This window comes from Brevundimonas sp. NPDC092305 (assembly GCF_044755415.1).
GTDB lineage: Bacteria > Pseudomonadota > Alphaproteobacteria > Caulobacterales > Caulobacteraceae > Brevundimonas.
In genome coordinates, this window is sequence record NZ_JBIVQY010000001.1 from 1,161,510 (window position 1) to 1,177,794 (window position 16,285).

The 16,285-nt window shown below is 66.9% G+C and carries 14 protein-coding genes and 1 tRNA gene; 7 read left to right on the plus strand and 8 right to left on the minus strand.

Going from position 1 to position 16,285, the window contains the following annotated elements; all coding sequences use genetic code 11:
* Positions 1-118: 118 nt before the first annotated feature.
* The 6 genes from ACIQC9_RS05790 to ACIQC9_RS05815 all read right to left on the minus strand — a co-directional run bounded on the left by ACIQC9_RS05790 (position 119) and on the right by ACIQC9_RS05815 (position 6,422).
* Entirely contained in the window at positions 119-694 is a 576-nt protein-coding gene (locus tag ACIQC9_RS05790; RefSeq protein WP_400613350.1) for a prephenate dehydratase domain-containing protein, read from the minus strand.
* Complete coding sequence (locus ACIQC9_RS05795) at positions 694-2,067, minus strand: class II 3-deoxy-7-phosphoheptulonate synthase (protein WP_400613352.1); 1,374 nt, start codon at positions 2,065-2,067, stop codon at positions 694-696. The genes ACIQC9_RS05790 and ACIQC9_RS05795 overlap by 1 nt, the downstream gene beginning before the upstream one ends.
* A gap of 59 nt (positions 2,068-2,126) precedes the next feature.
* Positions 2,127-3,509 carry a glutathione-disulfide reductase gene (gor, locus tag ACIQC9_RS05800; protein WP_400613354.1) on the minus strand — a complete coding sequence of 461 codons (1,383 nt, stop codon included), beginning with the start codon at positions 3,507-3,509 and terminating at the stop codon, positions 2,127-2,129.
* Positions 3,510-3,527: 18 nt separating this feature from the next.
* Positions 3,528-4,211, minus strand: a complete 684-nt coding sequence (gene rpiA, locus ACIQC9_RS05805; RefSeq protein ID WP_400613356.1) for a ribose-5-phosphate isomerase RpiA — start codon at positions 4,209-4,211, stop codon at positions 3,528-3,530.
* Entirely contained in the window at positions 4,208-5,551 is a 1,344-nt protein-coding gene (gene glmU / locus ACIQC9_RS05810; protein WP_400613359.1) for a bifunctional UDP-N-acetylglucosamine diphosphorylase/glucosamine-1-phosphate N-acetyltransferase GlmU, read from the minus strand. Before glmU ends, rpiA begins: the two co-directional genes overlap by 4 nt.
* A 73-nt stretch (positions 5,552-5,624) precedes the next feature.
* Complete coding sequence (locus tag ACIQC9_RS05815; RefSeq protein WP_400613361.1) at positions 5,625-6,422, minus strand: hypothetical protein; 798 nt, start codon at positions 6,420-6,422, stop codon at positions 5,625-5,627.
* Between the two features lie 277 nt (positions 6,423-6,699).
* Here ACIQC9_RS05815 and ACIQC9_RS05820 point away from each other — a divergent pair, with 277 nt between their 5' ends.
* The 4 genes from ACIQC9_RS05820 to ACIQC9_RS05835 all read left to right on the plus strand — a co-directional run bounded on the left by ACIQC9_RS05820 (position 6,700) and on the right by ACIQC9_RS05835 (position 10,073).
* Positions 6,700-7,080 (plus strand): DUF6165 family protein, encoded by a 381-nt coding sequence (locus tag ACIQC9_RS05820; RefSeq protein ID WP_400613363.1) that lies wholly within the window; start codon positions 6,700-6,702, stop codon positions 7,078-7,080.
* Positions 7,070-8,023, plus strand: coding sequence for a glycosyltransferase family 9 protein (locus ACIQC9_RS05825; RefSeq protein WP_400613365.1), 954 nt, complete (start codon positions 7,070-7,072; stop codon positions 8,021-8,023). Before ACIQC9_RS05820 ends, ACIQC9_RS05825 begins: the two co-directional genes overlap by 11 nt.
* Positions 8,020-8,721 carry an HAD-IA family hydrolase gene (locus ACIQC9_RS05830; RefSeq protein ID WP_400613367.1) on the plus strand — a complete coding sequence of 234 codons (702 nt, stop codon included), beginning with the start codon at positions 8,020-8,022 and terminating at the stop codon, positions 8,719-8,721. Before ACIQC9_RS05825 ends, ACIQC9_RS05830 begins: the two co-directional genes overlap by 4 nt.
* Positions 8,722-8,783: 62 nt before the next feature.
* Complete coding sequence (locus ACIQC9_RS05835; protein ID WP_400613369.1) at positions 8,784-10,073, plus strand: dicarboxylate/amino acid:cation symporter; 1,290 nt, start codon at positions 8,784-8,786, stop codon at positions 10,071-10,073.
* Here the strand turns inward: ACIQC9_RS05835 and ACIQC9_RS05840 are convergent, their stop codons facing one another.
* Positions 10,074-11,324: a DUF418 domain-containing protein gene (locus ACIQC9_RS05840; RefSeq protein ID WP_400613371.1), complete on the minus strand. Its 1,251-nt coding sequence runs from the start codon at positions 11,322-11,324 to the stop codon at positions 10,074-10,076. It abuts the gene before it with no gap.
* A gap of 107 nt (positions 11,325-11,431) precedes the next feature.
* Here ACIQC9_RS05840 and ACIQC9_RS05845 point away from each other — a divergent pair.
* From ACIQC9_RS05845 to mdoH, 3 genes are all read left to right on the plus strand, one after another.
* Positions 11,432-11,506: transfer RNA gene (locus ACIQC9_RS05845), tRNA-Val, on the plus strand.
* Between the two features lie 19 nt (positions 11,507-11,525).
* Entirely contained in the window at positions 11,526-13,328 is a 1,803-nt protein-coding gene (locus ACIQC9_RS05850) for an acyltransferase family protein (protein ID WP_400613374.1), read from the plus strand.
* A 109-nt stretch (positions 13,329-13,437) separates the two neighbouring features.
* Positions 13,438-15,327 (plus strand): glucans biosynthesis glucosyltransferase MdoH, encoded by a 1,890-nt coding sequence (gene mdoH / locus ACIQC9_RS05855; protein ID WP_400613375.1) that lies wholly within the window; start codon positions 13,438-13,440, stop codon positions 15,325-15,327.
* A gap of 4 nt (positions 15,328-15,331) precedes the next feature.
* Here mdoH and ACIQC9_RS05860 read toward each other — a convergent pair whose 3' ends face one another.
* Complete coding sequence (locus ACIQC9_RS05860; RefSeq protein WP_400613378.1) at positions 15,332-16,105, minus strand: PPC domain-containing protein; 774 nt, start codon at positions 16,103-16,105, stop codon at positions 15,332-15,334.
* Positions 16,106-16,285 lie beyond the last annotated feature (180 nt).

The following is a 16,285-nucleotide window of genomic DNA, read 5'->3' on the forward strand; positions in this document are numbered from 1 at the left end:
AAGCCGTAGAAATACAGGTTCGCGGCCGCGAAAACGCGGGCCGTGCAGGTCGCAGCGAGGGCTTGCGAGAGAACCATGCCTCTCAATGGGCGCAAGGATCGTGCGCCGTCAACCCGCCTCAGGCGCTAAGCAGGACGAAACGCGTGCGGTTGTCGGTGGAATCCTGAAGGTCGTTGCGCAGAATCGACAGGTCGTAGACCTCGGCGGCGCGGGCAGGCCCGATGGCGGCGCGGCTGATGTCTCCGGCTTCGGCCACAGCACGGGCGGCGCCGGCGGTATCGAAGGCCTCGACGGGAGCGATGCCGAGCGTGGCGAGTGTACCGACGCATTGGCCCAGCGCAGCGGGATGGCTCTCGGCGGTGCGGATGTCAGCCAGACGTGCACCCTGCGGCGCCATAAGGGCCAGCCGGATGGGCCGCCAGACTTCGGACACGATGGTCAGGCCCGACCGTTCGACCAGCGAGGCCGCGGGCTCGACGCGACCGATGGTCGTGTTCTCGACCGGGATCAGGGCGCAACCCACCTGCCCCGTCTTCAGCGCGTCGATGGCGGCCTCGAAGCTGTCAAAGGCGACCGCCTCGTCCCACGGACGCAGGTCGGTGCAGGCCTCGTGGCTGAAGGCGCCCGGCGCGCCCTGGTAGGCGCAGCGGCCCGCCGCGTCGTCGCCCTCGGGACGGCCGACGGCGGCGACCATTACGCCGCCTCGGAGCGCGAGGTGCGGCCTGACTTCAGCCGCTCGGCGACCAGGAAGGCCAGTTCCAGCGCCTGATCGGCGTTGAGGCGGGGATCGCAATGGGTGTGATAGCGGCTGGACAGGTCGTCCTCAGTCAGCGCCTGCGCGCCGCCAAGGCATTCCGTAACGTTCTGGCCGGTCATTTCGAGGTGGACGCCGCCGGGATGCACGCCCTCGGCCTCGGCCACGTCGATGAAGCCACGCACCTCGGACAGGATGCGCTCGAACGGGCGGGTCTTGTAGCCGTTGCCGGCCTTCAGCGTGTTGCCGTGCATCGGATCGATCGACCAGACCACGCGCTTGCCCGCGGCTTTCACCGCCCGCATCAGGCGCGGCAGACGATCATGCACCTTATCCGATCCGAAACGGCCGATCAGGGTCAGGCGGCCGGGCGTATTATCCGGGTTCAGCACATCGATCAGCGGCAGCAGGTCGTCAGGCTCCATCGTCGGGCCGCACTTCAGGCCGATCGGATTGCGGATGCCGCGCGCGAACTCCACATGGGCGCCGTCCAGCTGGCGGGTGCGCTCGCCGATCCAGACCATGTGGGCCGAGGTGTCGAACCATTCGCCGGTCGCGCCGTCCAGACGGGTCAGGGCGCTTTCGAGGTTCAGCAGCAGGGATTCATGCGAGGTGAAGACCTCGACCCGCGACAGGTCCGGATGGCTCTCGGGGGTGACGCCCACGGCCTCCATAAAGGCCAGCGCCTCGGTGATCTTGTCGGCCAGCTCGCGGTATTTGGCGCCGTAGGCGGTGTCGGCCGCGAAGCCCATGGTCCAGCGGTGGATGTTGTACAGGTCGGCATAGCCGCCGCCGGCGAAGGCGCGCAGCAGGTTCAGGGTCGAGGCTGACTGGTTGTAGGCCCGGATCAGACGCTGGGGGTCCGGCAAGCGCTCTTCCGGCGTGAAGGCCATGCCGTTGATGATGTCGCCACGGTAGCTGGGCAGCGAGACGCCGTCGATTTCCTCGATCGAGGACGAACGGGGCTTGGCGAATTGGCCGGCGATTCGGCCGACCTTCACCACCGGCTTGCGGCCCGCGAAGGTCAGGACCACCGCCATCTGCAGGATCAGGCGGAAGGTGTCGCGGATGTTGTCGGTCGAGAACTCGCGGAAGCTTTCGGCGCAGTCGCCCCCCTGAAGCAGGAAGGCGTTCCCCGCCTCGACCTCGGCCAGTTTGGACGTCAGACGACGGGCCTCTCCGGCGAAAACGAGCGGCGGCATGGCGCGCAGTTCGTCCTCGACGCGAGTCAGGGCGTCCAGGTCCGGATAGTCCGTCGGCATCTGCACGACGGGCTTCTGTCTCCAGCTCTCGGGGGTCCAGCGGGTACTCATGTTTTCCAGAATAGGCGTTCGCGGGCGGCGCGACAACGAATCGCGCGTCGCAGCCTGCTCTAGCCCGCCGAAGTGTTGTGGGATTGCTTCTCTTTCAGCGTCACCAGCTCTTCCGCCACCGTGGGGTGAACCGCGCAGGTGGCGTCCCACTGGGCCTTGGTCAGGCCGGCCTTCACAGCGATGGCGGCCATCTGGATGATCTCGGGAGAGTCGGGGCCGACGATGTGGACGCCAACGACCTTCTGGCTCTCCGCGTCGACCACCAGCTTCATCAGCATGCGCTCGTCCGACCCGGTGAAGGCGTATTTCATAGGCCGAAAGCGGGTGAGGTAGATGTCGACCGCGCCGGGGCAGGAATGGCGGGCTTCGCTCTCGGACAGGCCCACGACGCCCACGGGCGGCTGGCTGAAGACGGCGGTGGCGACGGCCTCGTAGTCGAAGTGTTGGGGGTTGTCGCGATAGACGGTCTCGTGGAAGGCCACGGCTTCGCGGATGGCGACGGGCGTCAGGTTCATGCGATCGGTGACGTCGCCAATGGCCCAGATGTTGTCGGCCGATGTCTTCGAGAAGGCGTCGACGCAGATCGCGCCGTTGTCGTTGACCTTAACCCCCGCGGTCTCCAGCCCCAGATCCTTGACGTGGGGCACGCGGCCGGTCGCGAACATCACCACGTCGGTCTCGAGGCTCATGCCGTTTTCGAGGTGATTGACGATGCCGGTTTCGGTCTTCTCCAGCGACTTGTGCTGGCAGCCGAGAATGACCTTGATGCCGCGCTTCTCGATCTCGCCGGCCAGATGGGCGCGGACGTCGTCGTCGAAACCGCGCAGGATGTTTGGCCCCCGATAGATCAGGGTCGTCTCGACGCCCAGTCCGGCGAAAATTCCCGCGAACTCCACCGCGATATAGCCGCCGCCCGCGATCAGGATGCGTTTGGGCAGTTCCGGCAGGTGAAAGGCCTCTTCCGAGGTGATGGCGTGTTCGATGCCGGGGAGGCTCTCAGGCATCCATGGTCGGCCGCCGGTGGCGATCAGGATGCGTTCGGCGGTGATGGTCTGTTCCTTGCCGACGATCTCGACCGTATGGGCGTCCTTCAGGACCGCGCGGCCGTGAATCAGATCGACGCCGGCTTTGCCGAGGTTGGCGGCGTAGATGCCGGACAGCCGAGCGATCTCGACGTCCTTGGCTTCCAGGAATTTCGGCCAGTCGAACGTGGCGTCGACGGTCCATCCGTAGCCTTCGGCGGTGTGGAACTGGTGGGCGAAGTCCGAGGCCATGACCATGAACTTCTTGGGCACGCAGCCACGGACCACGCACGTGCCGCCGACGCGAAACTCCTCGGCGATGGCGACCCGCTTGCCGCCCAGAGCGGTCAGCCGCGCCGCGCGAACTCCGCCGGAGCCGGCGCCGATGACGAAGAGGTCGTAGTCGTAGGTGTCAGACATGCTCGTTTCCGGATTGGGTCACGGAAGTAGGACGTCGACCCCGTTGTCGCCACCAATTATCGCCTCGTCCGTCAGATCGAGGAACAGGCCGTGCTCGACGACGCCGGTGATCAGCTTCAGATCGTCGGCGAGGCGGGCCGGGTCGTGGATGGCCTGGCATTTCGCATCGTAGATGACGTTGCCGCCGTCGGTGCGGACCACGCCGCGATCCGCCTGACGCAGACGGGCGGGCATGGCGATGTCGTGGTCGGTGAGGACGTCGGCGATGCGGTTGGCCGTGGTCTTGTGACCGAAGGCGACGACCTCGATCGGCAGGGGGAAGGCGCCCAGCACTTTCACGACCTTGGCGGCGTCGGCGATGCAGATGCAGCGGGCTGAAGCCTCCCACACCAGCTTCTCGCGCAGCAGGGCCGCGCCGCCGCCCTTGATCAGGGCGAGGCCGGGGCCGATCTCGTCGGCGCCGTCGACGGTCAGGTCGATGCGGGGCGTGTCTTCTAACGTGGACAGGGTCAGGCCCAGCTCGCGGGCGAGGTCGGCGGTCTTCTCGGACGTCGGGACGCAGCGCAGGTCGGGCAGATTGCGGGCGGCCAGCGCCTTGACGAACCAGGCGGCGGTGGAGCCGGTCCCGAGGCCGACGATCATGCCGGCCTCCACGCGTTCGGCGGCGGCCTCGCCGGCGCGGCGTTTCTGATCGTCGTTCATTTCGCTTTCGCCGCCTTCTTCGCGCGCATGGTGTCGATGAACCGGGCGGCCCAGCCGGGTTTGGATATCTGATCGCCGCGGCCGAGCGCGAGGTCGCCGGGGCCGACATCACGGGTGATGACCGAGCCGGAGCCGACCATGGCGCCCTCGCCTATCGTCACCGGCGCGACCAGCGCGCTGTTGGAGCCGATGAAGGCCCCCTCGCCCACCACGGTGCGGTGTTTGAAAAAGCCGTCGTAGTTACAGAAGATGGTCCCCGCGCCGATATTGGCCTTGGCCCCAACCTCGCCGTCGCCGAGGTAGGCCAGATGATTGGCTTTTGCGCCGCGGGCCATCGAGACGTTCTTCACCTCCACGAAGTTTCCGACCTTCACGTCTTCAGCCAGCGCCGCGCCGGGACGGAGGCGGGCGTAAGGCCCGACCTCGGCGCCGGAGGCGACGGTGGCGCCCTCGATATGGCTGAAGCTGCGGATGCGGGTCCCGCCGGCGATCCGGGCTCCGGGGCCGAAGACGACGAAGGGTTCGATGGTCGATCCGCCGCCGATCTCGGTGTCCCATGAGAAGTGGACGGTGTCGGGCGCGGCCATGGTGACGCCCGCGGCGAGGAAGGTCTCGCGCTGAACCTTCTGGAACAGGGCCTCCGCCTGCGCCAGTTCGCCTTGCGCGTTGACGCCCATGACGGCGTCCTCGTCGGCGAAGACGGCGCGGGTCGGGGCGCCGCGCTTGCGGGCCAGTTCGACCACGTCAGTCAGATAGTATTCGCCCTTCGCGTTGTCGTTGCGGACCTCGGCCAGCAGCTCGAACAGCAGGCCGGACGGCGCCGCCATGACGCCGGAGTTGCAGGCGGTGATGGCGAGGACTTCGGCGGATGCCTCCTTGGCTTCGGTGATGGCGGCCAGCGTGTCGCCCTCCATGACCAGACGTCCGTAGGCGCCGGGGTCGCGGGCCTCGAAGCCGATGACGGTGACGCCATTGGTCGAGCCGAAGACGGGTTCGATGTCAGAGGCTTTCAGCAGAGGCACGTCGCCGTAGGTGATGACCACCTGACCCTCGAAGCCGGCCAGCGCGGCCTCGGCCGAGCGGACGGCGTGACCTGTGCCGATAGGCGGATCCTGAACGGCGATAGCGCCCTCCCCCAGCCGCTTCACGACATGGGCGCGCACCTCGGGCGAGTGATTGCCGACGACAACCACGATCCGCTCGCAGCCGAGCGCCTCGGCGGCGTCGATGGCGTGGTCCAGCATGGCGCGGCCGCCGACCGGGTGCAGCACCTTGGGCAGGGGCGACTTCATGCGCGTGCCCTGCCCGGCGGCGAGGATGATGGCGGCGCGAGCGGTCATGCGGGACTCCGGCGGTCGGTAACGGACCAGCGGATAGCCCATCCCCTTCCGCTTCGAAAGCGGTCCCGGTCCGCTACTGGCAGGCGCAGGGGTCCGCGGGTTCCGGAGGGGTCTCCAGCGGAATCAGAACACGGCGTCCGTGCCGGCGCGTACGGCGGGGGTTCTGGCCGCTCCAGCGCCGGCCGACGGCGTCGAGAATTCGCGGGTGCCGGTGATAGCCGCCCAACACCGGACTGACCGTCCCGTCGGCGTTCACGACAATGCCGTCGACGACCCGCACCCTCGTCTCGGCGGCCGACGCGACGACCGCGACCCGGTAGGGCGTGGGCTGAATATCGACGTCGGTGAGGTTCAGCTGAAGCAGGGCTTCGGCGCCGCTTCGAGGCTGCGCCGACTGCATCAGCATCGTCCGGCACAGACGGCCGAGGCTGGCGGCCGGACCCGCGACCACGCCGGCGCAGAGCGCCGACGTCTGACCCAGCAGGGCCGCCACCTTGCGACCGGCGCCGGCGTCCAGCCAGGTCGTGTCCGGAGGCGCTCCACCCTCGAGATGTCCATCCTCAGCGGCGAAGGGCTCAATCGCCGCCGGGACAGGAGACAGGGGATCGCCCTGGAAGACGACGTTGCGGACGTCCGTCAGCAGCACCGAAGCTCCGGCGCCCGCCTGTCTGAGCAGATGCTCGAAGCTGGCGAGACGGGAGGTGGCGAGATCGGGCAGCCAGCCGATGATCCGGGGAAAGACGAAGGCGCGGACGTCGAAGGCGTCCAGCAAATCGCGAACATCCGGGTCGGGATCCACGACAAGGGTCACCTCGTCGTCAAACCATGTCCTCAGGGAGCGGACGAAAGGGCCGAGGTCCTCTGCGGACACGCCGGCCGCATAACCGATGACATGCCTCGACGCGGTCTGGAACCGGACATCGGGCGCCGCGTGTTCCGCAAAACGCGCGGAGAGCCAGCGAAGGTAGGGCGACATGGAACGGGCAACCGAACGCAGGAGGAACTGATCAAATTCCTTTTCAGACCGGTGAAATCAGTGTTGGGGATGGCGTTTCGATCAAACCGGCCCGTCTCGCGACAAGACTGGAGCGAGGGCGGAGACACCGGGAGAACGCTGGAATATCAAGGCGTCCCGAGGAGAATTTATCATGCTGGTCAACGTGCCTGTCGCCGTCGGCGAACTGTTCGACAAGATCACCATCCTGCGAATCAAGGCGGATCGGCTCGTCGATCCGGCCAAGGTCGCGAATGTCCGGCGCGAGCTGGAGGCGCTGGAGGCCGTGGCGCGCGATGTTCCGGCTTCGGAACAGCTGGACGGTCTTGTGGCCGAGCTGACCGCGATCAACGCAGGGCTCTGGGATGTCGAGGACGGCAAGCGGGCGCATGAGCGCGAAGGCCGGTTCGACGACGCCTTCATCACCCTCGCCCGGCGGGTCTACAAGGAGAACGACGAGCGGGCGGCGATCAAGCGCCGGATCAACGAACTGACGGGCTCGACCCTGATGGAGGAAAAGTCCCATGCCGGGTGAGGGTATCCTCATCATCACCGGCAGCATGATCGGGGACGTGATCCTGTCGACGGGCGCCCTCGCGGAGATTCTTGACCGGCATGCGGGCGCGCGGATCACCCTCGTCTGCTCGAAAGGTACGGCCATACTGTTCCGGCATGCGCCCGGCCAGGTCGAGGTCATTCCGCTGGAGAAGAAGAAGCGCGGCGGGCACTGGTTCGACCTGCACCGCCGACTCGGCGCGCGGCGCTGGGCGGCGATCTACGACTTCCGCGACACGGTCTTCTCGCGCTTCCTGAAGGGGCCGAGACATACGCCGCGGCGGGCGGCGGGCGAGATTCGGCACAAGGTCATCGAAGCTTCGTCGATTCTTGGGGAAACGCCGCCGCTGTCACCGCAGCTGTGGCTCGGGCCGGAGACGGCAAACACCCTGCCGGCCGAACTGCTGGCGGCGCGGAAGGTGCTGACGCTAGGGCCGGGCGCGACGCGAGTGGGCAAGACCTGGCCGGCGAAGCGGTTCGGAGAGCTGGCGGCGCGACTGACGGCGAAGGACGGGGCGCTGGCTGACGGGCTGGTCGTGATCACCGGCGGGCCCGGCGATCGCGAGGCGGCTGAGACCATCGCCGCCGCCCTTCCCCACGAGCGCGTGCTGGATATGACCGGCGCCGACCTGCTGATCACCGCCGCGGCGATGGCGCGGGCTGACCTGTTCGTGGGCAACGACTCCGGAATGATGCATTTGTCCGCGGCGTCAGGCGCGCCGACGCTAGGCCTGTTCGGTCCGACCGACGACCGGCTGTACGGCCCGTGGGGTGAGCATGCGACGGCGGTGCGGCCGGAAGGCGTGACGTTCGCCTTCGGCAAGATCTCGAAAACCGTCAGCAAGGACGAATGCCAGATGACCGACCTATCGGTGGATCAGGTTGCAACGGCCGCGGGCGCTCTGCGAGCAGTTGTCCGATGAAGGATCTAGCCGGCTGGACGATCGCCTTCGATCTGGACGGCACTCTGGTGGAGACGGCGCCCGATCTGATCGGAACGCTCAATCGCCTGCTGGAGCAACGCGGCCTGCCCGTCGCGGCGACATCGGACGCGAGGGTGCTGGTCGGCCGCGGCGCTATCGCCCTGCTTAAACACGGCTTCCAGCGAGCTGGCGCGATCTGGGATGAGGCGGAGACGCCGACGCTGCTGCAGGCGTTTCTGGACGACTATCTGATCCACATCGCCGACGAGAGCTGCGTCTACCCCGGCGCACGGGCGGTGCTCGACAATCTGATCGCACGCGGCGCGATCCTGTGCGTTGCGACGAACAAGCCCACGCATCTCGCGGTCGCACTGCTGGAAGCGCTGAACCTGGCGGACCGGTTCGCCGCGATCTTCGGACCGGACTCGGTTACGGCGCGCAAGCCCGACGCCGCCCATATCCGCGAGACCGTGCTGTCGGCCGGCGGCGATCCCGGGCGTGCGATCATGGTCGGCGACAGCATCACCGATCTGGACGCCGCCCGGGCGACCGGCGTGCCCTGCGTGCTGGTGACCTTCGGTTATTCCGATCCGCCCGCGGCGGAACTGGGCGGGGATGTCGCGATCGATCATTTCGACACCTTGCCGGAGGCTCTGGTCGGGCTGATGCAGGCGGCAAGGCTGGAAACCGCATCCTGAACCGTTGCGGATAACGAGATGAGGCAACATGTTGGGCGACGCCCTCCTCCCCAAGGCCCGACATGCTTAGACGCTTCTTCGCCATCCCCCTGTGGCAGCGCACCGCCGCCGGCTTCGTATTGGGGATCATCGCCGGCCTGATCCTTCGTGATCAGGCGGAAGTCTGGCTTCAGCCGATCGGCGACGTTTATCTGAACCTGATCCGCATGGTCGTGGCGCCGCTGGTGCTGTTCACCATCGCCAGTTCGATCGCCAAACTGGGCGAAGGCGTGGGCGCGGTGCGGCTTGGGGTCAGGACCATCGTCTGGTTCGCGATCACCTCGCTGCTGGCCGTGCTGGTCGGCATTGCGTTCGGACACCTGATCAATCCGGGTCTGGGGCTTGAGAACCTGCCGCTGGGCACGGTGCGCGAGCGGGACATCCCGACGCCGCTGGAGGTGTTGATCGGGATCGTGCCGACCAATCCGTTCGCGGCTCTGAGCGAAGGCAAGGTGCTGCAGATCATCTTCTTCTCGGCGCTGGTTGGTGTGGCGCTGGTGGCGCTGGGCGACCGGGCGCAGGGCGTGCGACGGCTGGTCGACGAAGGCGCGTCCATAATCTTCCGCATCACCCGCTGGGTGATCCAGCTGACGCCGTTCGGGGTGTTCGGCCTGATCGGCTCGGTGGTCGGGGGCTATGGCTGGGAGGCGCTGCTGCCGCTCGGCAAGTTCATCTTCGCCATCTACGCCGCCTGCCTGTTCCACATTCTGGTGGTCTATTCCGGCCTGCTGAAGCTGCACGGGCTGAAGGTCACCAGCTTCTTCCGTGGCGCGTTCGCGGCGCAGCAGACGGCGTTTGCGACGTCCTCCTCGCTGGGGACCCTGCCGATCACCCTACGCCAGACGGTGGAGCGCCTGGGCGTCCCGCAGGCCTATGCAGCGTTCGCGGTGCCACTGGGCGCCAATGTGAAGATGGACGGTTGCGGGGCCATCTATCCGGCCATCGCCTCCATCTTCATCGCCCAGTATTTCCAGATCGACCTGACGCTGACCCAGTACGTCCTGATCGGACTGACAGCGGTTCTGGGATCGCTGGGAACGGCGGGGGTGCCCGGCACCTCGATCGTGATGCTGACCCTCACCCTCTCGACGGCGGGCCTGCCGCTGGAGGGCATCGGCTACATCGTCGCCATCGACCGGATCATCGACATGATGCGGACAGCCACCAACGTCACCGGCCAGATGCTGGTCCCGGTGCTGGTGGCCAAGGAGGAGAATATCCTCGACGAAGGCATCTATGACGGGCGGGTGGCCTGGCTGCCGGGTGATCCGGATGCGGAGACCATCGAGGGCGTCAAGGCGGCGGGGATCTGATCAGACCGCCGGCGCCCGCCTTTGAAGGGGTTGCAGGCGGCCGTAGGTGAAGCTGCGCCAGAGCCATTCCGCAGGTCCAAAGCGGAAGTATCTCAACCAGACCGCACTGAAGACGCACAGCGCCACGAAGACCCCGAGCGCAAACAGGTTCATGCCCGCCATCGTCATCCATCCGTCATTGCTGATGCGGTTCAGACCCCACGCGTACCAGACGAAGGCGCCGATCGCGTTGGACGCCAGATAGCCAGTCAGCGCCATCCGCCCCATCGGTGCGAGCAGGGTGGTGAGCCAGCGGCCTTTCCGGCTGATGTACAGGCCGAGAATGGACAGGTAGCCGAACGCCATGATCGGCAGGCCGATGTAGGCGGCGGTGACAAAGCCGTAGAAGGCCCCGTCCGCAGGGACGCCAAGCCGGCGAGTGGCGTGCGCCAGACTGAGCAGCAGCCCGATCGGCAGGGCTGTCCAGACCAGACGGCGCAGCAGCGGACGGTGACGTTCGATGTCCTCGAACACGCCTTGCCGACTGCTCCAGAGCCCCAGCATGAACAGGCCGAGGACGCCAAGATTGTACATGACCACGTAGCTGGTCTCGGCGGCGTTGTGGAACAGGTAGTAGCGCAGGTTGGCCGAGACGAAGGCCCAATAGTCTCCGCCCGTGTAGGCCGGGGCCAAGGCGCCATACCCCGCCTCGACCGCATCTGGCGCGAGACCCGCGAGGTTGGGCAAAGGCGCACCGGTCACGGCCTCGATCAGGCCGGCGATCACCGGCGGCGCCAGCACCAGTGCGAGCCCGAGGGTCAACAGCAGGCGCTGACTGGCGTTGCGGAACAACAGCAGGACCATGCCCAGCAGCGCGTACACGATGAGGATGTCGCCCCAGTAGAGGAAGGCGAGATTGAACACGCCGATGATCAGCAGGACGAAAGCCCTGCCCAGATAAAAGCCGGTGAACCCCGTCCCCCTGGCCTGGGCCCGCTGCATCAGTATCCCGAACCCGACGCCGAACAGGAAAGCGAAGGCCGAGCGCGCCTTGCCTTGCAGAAACACCAGATCGAACAGCCCCGTCGCGAGATCGGGCGGTCCGGCCGTCGCCATCACCTGCGGCGCCTTGAAGATCATGACCATGGCCGTGAGGTTCATGACGATGACGCCGAAGAGGGCGATCGCCCGCAAGGTGTCGATCACCACCAGTCGCTCCGCCACCGGAACCATCCGGTCCGTCGCCACATCCGCATTGCTCGACATCAGCATCCCCCCGTCAGCCACCGGCAGGATGCGTCAGCCGCGAGGCGCTGTCGATGCCGTTGCCGCTTGCCACCGCGCGCGGCCCAAGCTATGTCGCCGCCTCCCCGATTGATGGATGCGTAGCTCAGCGGGAGAGCACCTCGTTCACACCGAGGGGGTCACAGGTTCAATCCCTGTCGCATCCACCATTTCCCGAGGCCTGCCCGCGTGACCGCCGCCGCCCCGGTTTCCTCCGTCAGACGCCGAGACCTCGACTGGCTGCGCGTCGGCGCGTTCGGGCTGCTGATCGGGTACCACGTCATGCTGGCCTACGGACCGTACGACTGGCACGTCCACAGCCGCTATACCTTTGAATGGGTGCGCGAGGCGGTGCTGGTCACCAATCCGTGGCGGCTGACGCTGCTGTTCCTCGTATCCGGCGCGGCGCTGCGGTTCATGTCGATGCGGCGGAGCGCGGGACAGGTGCTGCGCCAACGGCTGGAGCGGCTGGGGCCGCCGCTGGTGTTCGGCGTGCTGGTGCTGGTGACGATCCAGTCGTGGATCGAGGCGCTGGACAAGGGCGGCTTCAGCGGGGGCTATCTGGCCTGGCTGGCGCGGGAGTTCAGCCCGTCGGGCATCGCCAACGGGGTGCCGTTCAATCACCTGTGGTTCGTGCTCTATATCGCGGTCTACAGCCTCATCGCTGTCTGGCTGATGAGCCGGCCGAATCTGATCGAGAGCTGGGGCGGATGGCTGGAGCGGAACCTGACGGGCTGGCGGGTGCTGGCCGTGCCGATGGCGTATCTGATCGTCATCAGGGTGCTGCTATTCCCGATTTTTGGCCTGACAAACAACCTGCCGGTCGACTGGTATAATCACGCCTCGTCGCTGGCGGCCTTCCTGTTCGGCTTCCTGATCGTGGGGCGCGAGACGATCTGGAAGGATATCGAGCGGTTCCGCTGGGTCGCGGTCGGGATCGCGGCCGTCGCCCTGCCGCTGATGATGGCGCAGGTCTGGCATCCGGGCGGAGGCGCGTTCCTCGGCGTGCCGCGCAATGCGGTGGTGGCGATCGACCAGTGGGCGGTGATCGTCGCCCTGCTGGGGTTCGGATCGAAGCACCTGCGCGACGCGGAGAGCCCGGTGCTGAGGTATCTGACCGACGCGATCTTCCCGCTGTATCTGGCGCACCAGACGATCCTGGTGATGGCGATCTGGCTGATGCGGGACGTGGTCATGCCCGCGCCGGTCGAGGCGGTGACGCTGGTGGCGATCACGCTTGGGGGCAGTCTGCTGGTCTATGAGATCGTGCGACGGATCCCGCTGATCCGGCCGATCTGGGGACTGAAGCCCCTGCCCCCGCCCGCGCCGGAGACGCCGGGCCGGTACCGTGACCACCATGCGATGCTGCATATAGGCGTGGCGGCGCCCGTCATAGCCATGACCATCGTGGCGGCGGCGGCGCTCGCCTATCCGGGTTTCGACAACGCCACCCAGTATCTGAGCGAACTGGGCGGGCACACGGCCCGATGGCCGATGATCTTCAACGCCGGGGTTTTCATCGCCGGGATTATGGCGGCGATCGCAGGCCTCGGGTTCGGGCTGTCGCTGGCGCATTCGTGCCGTGCGCCGATCGCGGGCGGACTGACGGCGATGACCTTCATCCTGGCGGGCGCGGGGCTGTCACTGTCGACGTTGTGGCCATGGCCGGACCCGCGGCACATGGTGATCAATCTGGGTCTGGGCATCCAGATCGCGCCGTTGCTGCTGCTCTGGGGGCTGGCGGCGCACAGGGACACGCGGCGGCTGCAGGTGTTTCTGGCAGTTGTGTTTGTGGTGATGGCCGTGCTGACTCTCTATACTAAGCACGTCATCTTCCCGGGGACCGTCAACGACTCGAACGTCGGTTGGTGGGAGCGGGTCTATGCGATCGTGTTGGTTGGATGGGTGGGCGTGGCGGCGCATGCCCTGAATCGCCGCCTGAAGGCGGAAGCCACGCCCGACGGGGATTTGGCGGGTACGCCGCCAAGCTGAGCCGCGAATTATCACACGCGCTCACAAGTTCGTGATGACAAAGCCTTCGAAGTTTGTCATGCTGCACCGCAGCAGGCGGCTCCCTCCGCATGCCCCCGAGGACGTGTGGATGAACCGACTGGCGAGTTTCCAGGACTTGCGTGCGAACGCGGTCGAACTGACCGGCGACGAGTGGCTGCCCCTCGAGGCGCCGCTGGCCATGCCGCGTCAGTCGATGAACGACCCGATGGCGGCTGAAACGCCCGTCACCTCGCCGGCCAATATCAGCCGTCGCCGTCGCCTGCTCGCGCTCGGCACTTTCGTCATCACCGCTCTGGCCGCCATCACGCCGGTCGTCATGTACGCCCGCGACGGCTTCCAGCCGCTGGAGATGATCGCGTTCGGCCTGTTCGCCCTGCTGATCACGGCGATCGCCTGCTGGTTTGTGAACTCGGCCGTCGGCCTTTCGCTGCTCCTGCGAAATCGCGATCAGGAAGATCTGGATTTCTCGGCCTGGCCGCCGCAGCCCGTCACGCGCACCGCACTTCTGATGCCGCTGTATCACGAGGACGCGACCGCGGCCCTGAACCGTCTCGCCGCGCTGGACGCCTCGCTCCACAAGCTGGGCGTGTCGGAGCATTTCGACCTGTTCGTGCTGAGCGACTCGCGCAAGGCGCCCGCCGTGGCCGCCGAACAGACCGCCTTCACCCTGCTGCGCCTGCGCGCCCATTCCAGCGCCTTCTACCGCCGGCGTGAGGCGAACACCGAGGCCAAGGCCGGCAACGTCGCCGAATGGACCCGTCGTTTCGGCGGCGCCTATGACTTCATGGTCGTGCTGGACGCCGACTCGACCATGGCCGGCGACACCGTGCTGCGCATGGTCGACGCTATGGAGCGCAATCCGGGCGTGGGCCTGATCCAGACAGCCCCGACCATCGTCAAGGCCCAGACCCTGTTCGCCCGCGTGTCCCAGTTCGGCGTGCGCCTGTACGGCCGCGTCGCCGCCGCCGGTCTGGCGTGGTGGACGGGCTCGGAAGGCAGCTACTGGGGCCACAACGCGATCCTGCGCGTGAAGGCGTTCGCCGACGCCGCGGGCCTGCCCGAACTGTCCGGCATCAAGCCATGGGGCGGACACGTGCTGAGCCACGACGTGGTCGAGGCCGGCCTGCTGCGCCGCGCCGGCTGGGCCGTGCATGTCACCGCTGCGCTGGACGGATCGTGCGAGGAAACCCCGCCGACCATCACCGACTTCATCCGACGTGAGCACCGCTGGTGCCAAGGCAACCTGCAGCACCTGCGCTTCCTGTTCGCCAAGGGCCTTCACCCGATGAGCCGCCTGCAACTGGCCATGGGCTGCATGGCCTACCTGGCCTCGCCGCTGTGGCTAGGTTCGCTGATCGCCGGTCTGGCGATCGAGCTGCAGTACCCGGTCGACTGGACCTCCTTCTTCTATTTCCTGAACCCGAAGTTCTCGCCCTTCATGCTGGCGTCGTTGCTGTCGGGCCTGCTGCTGATGGGCCCGAAGGTCATGGGCGCTGTAGTGGTGCTGAGCCGCCCGCGCGAGCGTCGCGCGTTCGGCGGCGGCCGTCAGGTGGTCAAGGGCATGCTGGCCGAGATCGGCCTGTCGGCCATCCTCGCGCCGATCCTGATGATCGCGAACACCGTGGCCGTGATGCAGTTTGCGCGTGGCCGTGACGCCGGCTGGGCCCCGCAGCAGCGCGAGGCCGACGGTCTGGCGTTTGGAGATGCGGTGCGCGCCATGGGCTGGCAGCTGGTCGCGGGCTTCGGCTTCGTCGGCGCCCTGTGCGTGCGTCCGGATCTGACGGCCTTCTTCCTGCCGATCGTCCTGCCGCTACTGCTGTCGCCGTGGATCGCGGTGTGGACGTCGCGCGTGTCGTCGGGTGCGGCGTTCGAGAGGAAGGGCCTGCTGGTCGTTCCGGCTGAGGACGAAGGCGTGGCGGTTCCGACCGTCCACGCCCCCCGTCCGCAAGTCCTGCACGCCATCGCCGGCGGGCGCTGAACCTCTACCGCTCGGTCATGGTGACCTGATAGGCGCCGGTTTTCGCCGGCTCCGCGGTGGTGGCCGCGACCGTAATCTGAGCGTCCGTCTGGGCGGTGAACGTCACCTTGGCGTTGAGGACGCCCTGCGCCTCGTCATCGTTGTCCAACGAAAGTCCGTCAGAGTTGCGGACCATCAGATAGCTGTCGACGGCGGATGAGGTCATCGTCACCTCATAGGTGCGTCCGGCCGTGGCCATGAAGGCGTACCCATCGACGAACTCACCGCTGGGCAGGGGACGGTCGCTGGCTTCGAGAACGCCGTCGACCGGCTGGCCGGAAACAAGAAGGCTGGGCCGGTTCGCGTTGTCGACCGGAGCGGGGCCGGCCATGGCGGCGTCTCCGCTCACAACCGTGATTTCATACGCGCCGGTTTTGGCGGCCTCGGCGCTGGTGGCGCCGACCTTCACTTCGCCCGAGGCCGAAGCGGTGAAACGAACGCGGCTGTTCAGCGTGCCCTGCGCCTCGTCGTCATTGTCCACCGACAGATCGGCCGGACCGCGTACGATCAGATAGGTGTCGAAGGCGCCGGAGGTCATGGAGACCTGATAGGTCTCGCCCTCCCGAACCTGGAAGGTGAAGTTGTCGATCTTCTCGCCAGACTTCAGAGCGTCATCGCCCTCGGCGAGAGAGCCGGAAAGCGTCTGGTTGAGCTTGAGTTCGGCGACTTGCTGGCGGGCCATTGCGGGCCCGGACAGCATGGAGGCGGCGGCGAGGCAGGACAGGCAGGTGCGAAGCATCATTGGTTTCATTCCCCGTTGAATGCCTGCCCCACAGCACGGATCGAAAGACCCGTCAGCGACTATGCGACCAAGTCGATGAACGGCGCGGCGAAGCGTCGACGTATCGACGAAAGCCGGCTCGGGGAGCCCATTGATCCGGCCTCGTAACCGTTTACGGTGACCACAAAATCAAGAACA